Annotated in this window: 10 protein-coding genes and 2 pseudogenes; 8 read left to right on the forward strand and 4 right to left on the reverse strand. The window is 36.4% G+C overall.

All coding sequences use genetic code 11. The annotated features are described in order from the left end of the window. Positions 1–200: 200 nt before the first annotated feature. Positions 201–629 (reverse strand): YjdF family protein, encoded by a 429-nt coding sequence (locus JOC59_RS08685; protein WP_205144370.1) that lies wholly within the window; start codon positions 627–629, stop codon positions 201–203. Between the two features lie 296 nt (positions 630–925). Between JOC59_RS08685 and JOC59_RS08690 the strand changes: the two are divergent. Next, a pseudogene (locus JOC59_RS08690) lies at positions 926–1,363 on the forward strand (DDE-type integrase/transposase/recombinase); the annotation flags it as partial. Between the two features lie 274 nt (positions 1,364–1,637). Here JOC59_RS08690 and JOC59_RS08695 read toward each other — a convergent pair. After that, positions 1,638–2,111 (reverse strand): GNAT family N-acetyltransferase, encoded by a 474-nt coding sequence (locus JOC59_RS08695; RefSeq protein ID WP_205144371.1) that lies wholly within the window; start codon positions 2,109–2,111, stop codon positions 1,638–1,640. A gap of 19 nt (positions 2,112–2,130) precedes the next feature. On the opposite strand from JOC59_RS08695, the gene JOC59_RS09495 reads away from it, so the two are divergent. Both JOC59_RS09495 and JOC59_RS08705 read left to right on the forward strand, forming a co-directional pair. Continuing rightward, entirely contained in the window at positions 2,131–2,742 is a 612-nt protein-coding gene (locus JOC59_RS09495) for a restriction endonuclease subunit S (RefSeq protein WP_338090196.1), read from the forward strand. Further along, on the forward strand, positions 2,733–2,939 hold the full coding sequence (locus tag JOC59_RS08705; RefSeq protein WP_205144373.1) for a hypothetical protein: 207 nt from the start codon (positions 2,733–2,735) through the stop codon (positions 2,937–2,939). Before JOC59_RS09495 ends, JOC59_RS08705 begins: the two co-directional genes overlap by 10 nt. Before the next feature lie 316 nt (positions 2,940–3,255). Here the strand turns inward: JOC59_RS08705 and JOC59_RS09500 are convergent, their stop codons facing one another. After that, positions 3,256–3,333: a putative holin-like toxin gene (locus JOC59_RS09500; RefSeq protein WP_076661461.1), complete on the reverse strand. Its 78-nt coding sequence runs from the start codon at positions 3,331–3,333 to the stop codon at positions 3,256–3,258. 262 nt (positions 3,334–3,595) lie between these two features. On the opposite strand from JOC59_RS09500, the gene arsC reads away from it, so the two are divergent. The 3 genes from arsC (at position 3,596) to JOC59_RS08725 (ending at position 5,407) form a co-directional block, all read left to right on the forward strand. Then, entirely contained in the window at positions 3,596–4,012 is a 417-nt protein-coding gene (arsC, locus tag JOC59_RS08715) for an arsenate reductase (thioredoxin) (RefSeq protein ID WP_205144374.1), read from the forward strand. 148 nt (positions 4,013–4,160) lie between these two features. After that, the gene (locus JOC59_RS08720; RefSeq protein WP_205144375.1) at positions 4,161–4,670 is read left to right on the forward strand and encodes a ClbS/DfsB family four-helix bundle protein; all 510 of its coding nucleotides are present in this window, start codon (positions 4,161–4,163) and stop codon (positions 4,668–4,670) included. A gap of 167 nt (positions 4,671–4,837) precedes the next feature. Next, the gene (locus tag JOC59_RS08725; RefSeq protein WP_205144376.1) at positions 4,838–5,407 is read left to right on the forward strand and encodes a recombinase family protein; all 570 of its coding nucleotides are present in this window, start codon (positions 4,838–4,840) and stop codon (positions 5,405–5,407) included. 94 nt (positions 5,408–5,501) lie between these two features. Here JOC59_RS08725 and JOC59_RS08730 read toward each other — a convergent pair whose 3' ends face one another. Beyond that, positions 5,502–7,346: an MFS transporter gene (locus JOC59_RS08730; RefSeq protein ID WP_205144377.1), complete on the reverse strand. Its 1,845-nt coding sequence runs from the start codon at positions 7,344–7,346 to the stop codon at positions 5,502–5,504. 164 nt (positions 7,347–7,510) lie between these two features. Between JOC59_RS08730 and JOC59_RS08735 the strand changes: the two genes are divergently transcribed. Both JOC59_RS08735 and JOC59_RS08740 read left to right on the forward strand, forming a co-directional pair. Further along, the gene (locus JOC59_RS08735) at positions 7,511–8,086 is read left to right on the forward strand and encodes a TetR/AcrR family transcriptional regulator (RefSeq protein WP_205144378.1); all 576 of its coding nucleotides are present in this window, start codon (positions 7,511–7,513) and stop codon (positions 8,084–8,086) included. A gap of 158 nt (positions 8,087–8,244) precedes the next feature. Continuing rightward, positions 8,245–8,804: pseudogene (locus tag JOC59_RS08740) on the forward strand (IS3 family transposase); the annotation flags it as partial. Positions 8,805–8,969: the final 165 nt, after the last annotated feature.

An 8,969-nucleotide genomic window follows, 5' to 3' on the forward strand; every position in this document is an offset into this window, starting at 1 on the left:
AATTACAAAAAAACAACTAATCCAAATTATGAATTAGTTGCTTAATAAATTAATTTAATTATTTAGTCTATCAGTACCATTTGACAAAGAGCCAATAAATTAATTTAATTATTTAGTCTATCAGTACCATTTGACAAAGAGCCGCAATATTGAAGGTTATATACCCTGAAATACCATATATAATTTTCTACACCAGCTTCTCAATGTCCCTTGCGTTTTTGTATTTTCTTGGCCTGGTGCAATTTATATCTTTTTTCTTGATCCAAGATCTTCTTAGTACGTCTATTATGTTGCCGAGTTACTTTTTGACATTCCAACTGTTTTTGGAGTGTTTGTTGTGCTTTAGTACCGATACCATGCTGAATACTCTTTCTAGCTAACCTTTGAAGACGCTTAGGACTGATCTTTCGTTCAGAAACAGACGAAGCACAAACGGTTTGTTTGAAAAAGATAATTCCATTCCAATGATGAATAACCAGATCGTAAATCAAAGTTAATTTAGGCTCCGAAGGACCTAAGTTAATTTGGCTAACTTCATAAGTGGAAGTAAAGCGTCTTTCGAAGATAGCTTTGTAAAACGGTGGTTCATAGACAATTGTTAATGTTAATGATCCCTTGATAGTAGACATCAAACATCCTCCTTAAAATTAATTAAGAAAGATGGACAACCAAGGAGGCAGGTTACTGATAGCTTCGCTACGTTCGGACTACCAACCGAACTGTGTTTTTACTTTCTGTCTATAGTTTAACCCATAGGTAACACATAGTAAACAGAGGCCTTTAAGAAAAGTTCAGTATTTTTGCTTAAGGGCCTCTGCCTGCTGGCTGATTGATAATTATGGTTCTGGTGCAAAAGTTTTCAGGTAAACTTATTTTGAGTATAATTAGCCTAAAAAGCGAGGTAGCTATGATGAAAAATTATTTTAAAGGGCGCTGGTATTACTTTTATCGAGCCATTGACAATCATGAATTAACATTAGACTTTGAATTGCGTCGTCATCGAGATTACCAATCCGCTTACCACTTCTTGAAAAGGTTATTGACGACCTACGGTCGCCCAGATTGTTTGGTAACCGATCAGTATGGAGCAACTTTAAAAGCGATTAAGCAAGTAATTAAAAATGGATTATTGGCGAAAGGAAATCACCAGTGCTCTAAGTATCGAAATAATCTGATCGAGCAAGATCATCGGCTGATTAAACATGTGTTAGTTAAATCTAGCGGGTTTCAATCTATGCGCACCGTCAGTAAAACTTTAAGTGGTATTGAAGTCATGCATCAGCTACATAAAATAAGCCAAAGAGCAATTAACCTCTTTGGTTTTTCAGCGTTACAATCATTAACCGAATTATTAGCAAACTAGCCCGCAAATGATTATCAAACAGGGTTAAATCGCTCCTTTTATTATTTTTGCACCAGAGCTCGCAAAATTATTATAAATGTCGACGTTAATAATGGCGCTAGTAATCACGTTGCTCAAAAATTTAACTGTCATTTGGATGGTACTAAACGCGAGGACATCTTATACAACAATGGTAAATTTGCAGATATGAACAAATGGTCATTATTACGTTCAGAGTGGGAAAAACACGATAAAAAAAGCAAAGGATAATTTCATTCTTTGCTTTTTTTCGTGTTTAAATCATATACTGCATATCAAAGTCTATTACGCCAAGATATTGATTTGTCGTTGGGTTCCCTACGTCTTTAAACCCTTGTTTTAAATAGAATTCATGCGCTGAGGCACGCGCTGACAAACTGACTTGTTGATAGCCTTGCTTTTTGAAATCATCAAGTGCCCAGCGAAACAAGCTTGATCCGAGTCGCTGATATTGATATGACATATCGACAGCAAAAGATACTAATCGCACGGTAGCGGTATCTTTTTGGTAAGTTGAAAATGTTGCCACCAACACATCAGCGACCGTAATGCCATAAAACTGATTATTTTGCTCAATCACTATTTCTTCAGGTGTAATTAATTTGCCGAGAGGCCCCCTTAAAACAGCATTTCTCAAATCAATATTTTGTTGATAAAGTTGCTTATTTGCAGTTGTAAACTTTTGAAAAAATGGTTGGTTAGTCACAGTATTAGTGCCTCGTTTCATCATTTGATGCCACCATTTTATCATACTCAACGATAAAGAATTTGTTGCATCGTCTGATGTGACTATTATAAGTCCCAAAGATGGCCATGTTATTAATGAGGCTGAGGGATTATTTTTAAAAGTGATTTTTGAAAAACAAACTAAAGAACAATTTGCTTATGGATTTAAAATTAGCAATTCACGATTAAAAGATATTAAAATAGACGTACCGACAGTAGATGGCCACATTAATTGGAATTATATGAACGAAATCAGGCAGGCGTATTTAGAATCCACAATAGCATTAACTGAAACAACAAATAATCAAAACGCAATGGCCATCAATTTAAATTCAAGAATATGGAGTCTTGTAAGACTGGGGGATATTGCTAACGTTTATTCTGGAAGTGATTTACCTAAAACGGATCGATTTACAGGTGAAATCCCATTTATTGGATCCTCTTCTCGTAACAACGGATTGACAGATTTTGTTAAAAAAGTGGATGGACAACCTAAGAAGTTTGCACGAAATGTCATAAGTGTTAATCGTAATGGAAGTGTTGGGTATGCGTTTTATCATCCATATGAAGCATATTTTTCAGGAGATACAAGTCAGGAGATACAAGATATGTGGTTCCTAAAGATATGGCATTAACTGTAGAAGTTGGAATATTTCTTGCGACAGCTATATCACAACAAAAATCTCAGTTTGGATATGGATTTAAATTAGGTACGGAGCGTTTAAAAAACTTGCTGATAAATTTACCAATGATGACTGACAATAGTAATTACCCAGATTTTAAATTTATGAAAGATTATATTAATTCATTACCTAATGGAGATCTTTTATAGGGGGTATAATATAACAATAACTTCTTAAAAATCCCATTAAAACAGCCCCTAACGAATCAACTTGGCTTGTTAGTGGTTGTTTTTTATTTAGATAATATAATAGCCCTTGAAATGTAGGGCTAAATTGAATGGTTAAGCGTTTCTATATAGAGACATATAAATACTTTGTTTCTCAATTTTGGCTAGGCATGTTATAATGAATACAGAAAAGAAAAAAGGAAGCCTTGCAGTAACAAGACTTCCCACGTAGAGCCGTTTAAGACGGTGACAAATTTATACATTTTAAATAACCGCTAGCTTGCCAGAGCTAAGGCGGTTATTTTTTTTGCTGACTTTTGATCAGCTCAACAATTAATGCGATTAAGGCCACAATAAAGGTACCGAAAGCCAGCATTAATTGTAAAGCGTCCGACACGGACACTTAGGCTACTCCTTTCGTTAGGATTTATGGGCTTTAAAGGTTTAATACCATAAGAACCACCTCCGATCGGAAATAGCCACCGCCTTAACTTCTCTACTCAAACCATTATACAGGATAAAGCGTGATTTACCTATTGATGATTAATGTGATACTACCTTAACAGGTATTGAAACGATGCATTTAAGTTTTATTGTGTATAATGATGTTACACAAATTAAATTGGTGGTGATTTAAAATGAAAAGAATTTATTTTTTATGTACAGGAAATTCTTGTCGCAGTCAAATGGCTGAAGGATATGCAAAACAAATGTTGCCGGCAAATGATTTTCAAATCGAGAGTGCAGGAGTTGAAACTCATGGGTTAAATCCAAATGCTGTTAAAGTTATGGCTGAAGATGGAGTAGATATTAGTAGCCACTACTCTAAATTAATTGATCTAAATTATTTTAACACTTCAGATTTAGTTATTACTTTATGTGGTGATGCCAAGGATAAATGCCCTATGCTTCCCCCGCAAACAAAAGGTTTACACTGGCCTTTATCTGACCCAGCGCAAGCAACAGGAACTTTAGAAGAACAACTACAAGAATTCCGTAAGGTTCGTGACGAGATTAAAAAATTAGTTACAGGTTTGAATGACTACGTTCATTAATAAAAAAAGGCGACATAACTGAAAAGTTGTGGCCTCTTTTTTGATGCTGTATAATTAAAGGGTTAGAAGCGCGTCGCAACTTAGTGCCATAAGCTATTACAAATAATACCAAATTTGCAACATAAATCAGATTGGAGAAACCTTAATTATGAGAACTTACACAAGCAAAGACGAGTTAATCACAGAAATTGGACAACGTTACCAAAGATATATTTCTGAATTTGAGAACATTCCAGAAAATCTGAGGAATAAACGGATTGAAGAGGTAGATAAAACACCTTCTGAAAATTTATCGTACCAGTTAGGGTGGTTATCGTTATTATTAGGTTGGGAAGAAAAAGAGAAACACGGAATTGATGTCCATACACCAGCTGACGGTTATAAATGGAACAATTTAGGTGGACTCTACCAGTCGTTTTATGAAACTTATGGAACAGAAACGTTGGCTGAACAAACGCAACAGTTAAATAAAAAAGTGATTGACTTATGTCTTTGGATTGAGACATTAACTGATAAAGAGCTATTTGAACCTGAACAGCGAAAGTGGGCAACTACGAAAGCAAAATGGCCTTTGTATAAGTGGATTCATATTAATAGTGTTGCACCATTTACTAACTTCCGAACCAAAGTACGTAAATGGAAAAGAATTGTATTGTGAGGGTCTTATTTTGAAAAGTTCAATAGAACTATTACAAAACACGCTTATTCCATTCTTAAAGGGAACACTTGATAATTATCACGAAGAACCTCAAAACAGCAAAATTTGTCTAAAACACCTGTCGCATACGACAAATTGGAATCTATCTTAAAAGTAGGTGAATCATAATGAAATATGGCTATGCACGGGTCAGTACCACTGATCAAAAATTAGCAAATCAAATTGAGTTACTAAAATTGGCGGGAGCAGAAAAAGTCTTTCAAGAAAAATTTACTGGGACGACAACTGAACGACCAGAGTTTCAAAAACTATTGCAAGCTCTAAAAACAGATGATACTTTAATTGTGACTAAGTTGGATCGGTTTGCACGGAATACACGCGAGGCTTTAACTATTATCCAAGAGCTGTTTAGCCGGAACATCAAAGTTAATATTTTGAACATGGGATCAATTGATAATACACCAACTGGCCAGCTCATTTTTACAATATTCAGTGCTTTTGCGCAGTTCGAACGGGATATGATTGTCACGCGCACACAAGAAGGCAAGTTATATGCCAAACAACATGACCCGTTATTTCGGGAGGGTCGACCGAAAACTTATTCTGATGAACAGATCAGATTTGCCTACGAATTACGAAAACAGGGCATGACCTATAAAATGATTGAACGAAAGACGGGGATTAGTAAACGCACACAACAGCGACGATTTAAATTAGTTAAAAACAATATATTTTAAAACTGTTTACACCATACCAAAAGGGGCTTCGAATACGAGGCCCCTTTTAGATTTAGCTAGTAATCCGTATTAAAGTTAATGGCTAGCTCCCAGTTCAACTTTTTAATGGCTTACGATCTGTCAACAAAGCAATCGGCGACAGAATCAAAACAATCACCGCTCCTACTAAGTAGGTATGGCTGAAGGCCTGACTGATTTGTCGATTCTTAGTATGCTTAATTTTTCTCAAAGCTGTCGTTAAAGCTTCTTTTTGTGCCAATTGTTTGAGACCTACTAATAATTTTTTCTGACCCTGGCTTATTTTCTGATTACCCAAATTAATTTTTTGAGAAGCTACTGATAGTTTAGATATAGCGGTATTTTGATCTTCTAACTTGGTTAAGGTAAGTGCTAGTCGCTGGTTGCCCGCTTTCAAGTTGTCAATAGCCAGTGCTAACTTTTTCTGGGCTTGGTAGACCTGGTAAAGATCGGTTCCCTTTTGGGGCTGTGGTAAATCAACTTGAGATTTGGCTGCTTGTTTAAGGGCACGTTTTAGGTTCGTCTGTTTGTTTTTAGTTGTTAATTTGGCTGATCCAGTAGTGGAAAATAGGCTATTTAATTGTTGATGAGCCACTTTATTTACTTTGGGTGATAATTGCTGTCGATCAACAATTTGAATGGCATCTTGATGAATATGCTGCTTAGCTGTATTGACATTATTATCAAGGATCGTTACTAGAATTGCAATTCCTAAACAGGTGCCAATCTGACGCGCTGCGTTAACAATTCCCGAACCAATCCCACTTTTATTTTTTGGCAAATGCTTAACTGAGGCCACTAACGAAACCGAAGAGAACCCAAAACCAACACCGTTAATCACTAGAAAAGTAATGATAACAGCTTTAGGCGTTGTGGTGGTGATAAACGACAAGAGCAGTAAACTAGCTGCCATGACTAAGAGGCCAATCAAAGTAACCGGAATTGCGCCAACTTGATCAAATAACTTAGTTCCCAAAGGCATCGCTACCATGATTGTTAAGGAAACTGGAATAATAATTAGGGCTGCATGTAACGCTGTACCGTTCAGAACGTCTTGTAAAAAGTAATTTAAAATCAGGATGGGGCTAACTAATGCAAAGCCGGTTAAAAAGTAAACTAAACTAGAAGCAGTGAGGGTTTTTTCACGAAACAAATCTAATTCAAGTAACGGGTGTTTGACTTTACTTTCGATAAAGATGAACAAACCAATAGCTAATACGCCGCCAATGAGTGTTCCTAAGATGATGCCCGACTGCCAACCATATTGGCGGCCTTCTAGTAGGCCAAAGTTTAAACCACCCAAGCCTAGTGTTAAAAGAATGGTTCCTGGTAAATCAATTCTCCCCGCCAAGGATTCGTCATATGATTCCCTTACCCCCATAGCAATAATTAGAAAGGCTACAATGGTTAAGGGGACATTAATGCCGAATACCCAGCGCCAAGAAGCATATTCAATAATCACACCACCAATCGGTGGCCCCCCGGCAGCGGCTAAAGCCGTTACCGCACCCACAACGCTAGCAATTTTGGACATATGTGCTTTGCCAAATATTTCAATTCCCATTGGTAAGACAATCGGGGTGATAATGGCACCACCTAACCCTTGAAAAAATCGAAAAGCAATCAATTCTGGTAACGATGTTGCCAGCATACAGGCCGCTGAAAAGCCACCAAATAAGGCTAATCCTAATAACATAATCTTTTTACGACCATAACGATCGGCAATCTTTGAACCAGTGATCATAAACACGGCTAAGGCTAACGTATAGATGGTGGCAACCCAACTTGTATCAGTTAGACTGGCATTAAAATGGGTCATAATTTTGGGTAAAGCAATGTTGACGATAGTACTGTCTAAGGTGCCCATAAACATCGCAATGGTTAACCCGATAAGACTGATAATTTTAGTAGCTTTTGACATCTATCAAGCACTCCTTTCGGTAACAGATGAATATAAAGGAAACATTTGTTACATTTATTTACGACTTTTAGTATAATTAGTCCTAAACATTAAAACAATACTTATTAGCTAAGTGCTACAGATTGCTATAATTTGTTACCGATAGTAGAGGAGATGTTAATAAAATGAACGGAAAGCAGCGTATGGTTGAGCAGTCAAAGCAATGGTTATGTGATGCCCTTATAAATTTAATGACGAAAGACAATTTTCAGGATATTTCTATTACTGAAATTGCTCAAACTGCCGAATTATCTCGAAAGACGTTCTATCACTCTTTTAAAAATAAAGAAGCGGTTATTAATTACCTGTGTGATCAGTTGTTCGATCAGTACTTTGAACAATTGCTCCAACAGAAACCGCAGATAGGGGAAATGATGCTAAAAACTACTTTTGACATTTTTTTAGATTTTTGGTGGCAAAAACGAGATTTAATTCAATTATTGATCCGACAAGGCTTATTTGATCACATGAATGAAATTTGGCAGCAAAAAGCAACCTCCCGTTATCAACAGTTTGCAGCTCCCTGGCATGTTCAGGGTACTCCTACCCAAGTGAATTATGTGATGGCTTTTCAACTAGGTGGTCTTACCAATATTCTACGTGTCTGGTTAGGCCAAGGTAATCCTGAACCACCAGAACAAATTAAGGACGTGATGTTGTTGGTTGCTCGCCAATTAGCAGACAGTCTGGATGCAAACTAGACATAATTACGACAAACGATCTCTAGTTAAAATTGTTCTAGCCTAATGAATTCAGCCCCTTTAACATCAACCATTACTAGGGCGAAACGCAACCATAATATGATGTTATCCTTAAATCTTAGAGTCATTATTGTATAATTTACACAAAGGAAAAAAACATGCAAAAACGATACTCAAAAGAATTTAAAGAAACCCTTATTGACTTCTATAATTCTGGGCAATCCGTTACACAGCTTTCTAAAGAATACAGCGTGTCTCCTGTAACAATTTATAAATGGATCGACCTCTACTTTAAGTCTAATGAAAGTTCAGTTTCTAAAGCTGATTTTCTAGAATTAAAAAGACAACTAGCAAAAGTTAAGGAAGAACGAGACATCTTAAAAAAAGTATTGACCATATTCGCCGAGAAAAAGAAGTGAGTGCTGCGGATATGACTCAAACCATTAAAACTTTAGCACTCAATGTCAGGCTCAGTTGTCAACTTCTTGGTGTCCCTGAATCAAGTTATTATGAACGGATCAATCGACGTCGTTCCAAAACTCAATTACGGAGGCAACACTTGGCAATTAAGATTGTCCAACTTTTCAAGGCGAATCGGGGAATCTATGGGGCACCTAAGATTCAGCACCTCTTACTAAATCAAGGGGAAAAAGTAGGGTTAAACCTCGTACAAAAACTAATAAAACAACTTCAGATCAAGTCAGTCGTCGTTAAAAAATTGGGTCTACACTTTTTGGTACTGATAGACATAACGTCGTCATGTTAATCGGTATCTTTTTTTCTTGCATTTTTTTAAAAAAAGTGTAAAAAAAGAGATAACCCACCACCACCAAGCAGAAAGGAAATCTCCATGGATAATTATCTCAAAATATCACTCGCATTA

This window comes from Periweissella beninensis, from assembly GCF_016908275.1.
Lineage (GTDB): Bacteria > Bacillota > Bacilli > Lactobacillales > Lactobacillaceae > Periweissella > Periweissella beninensis.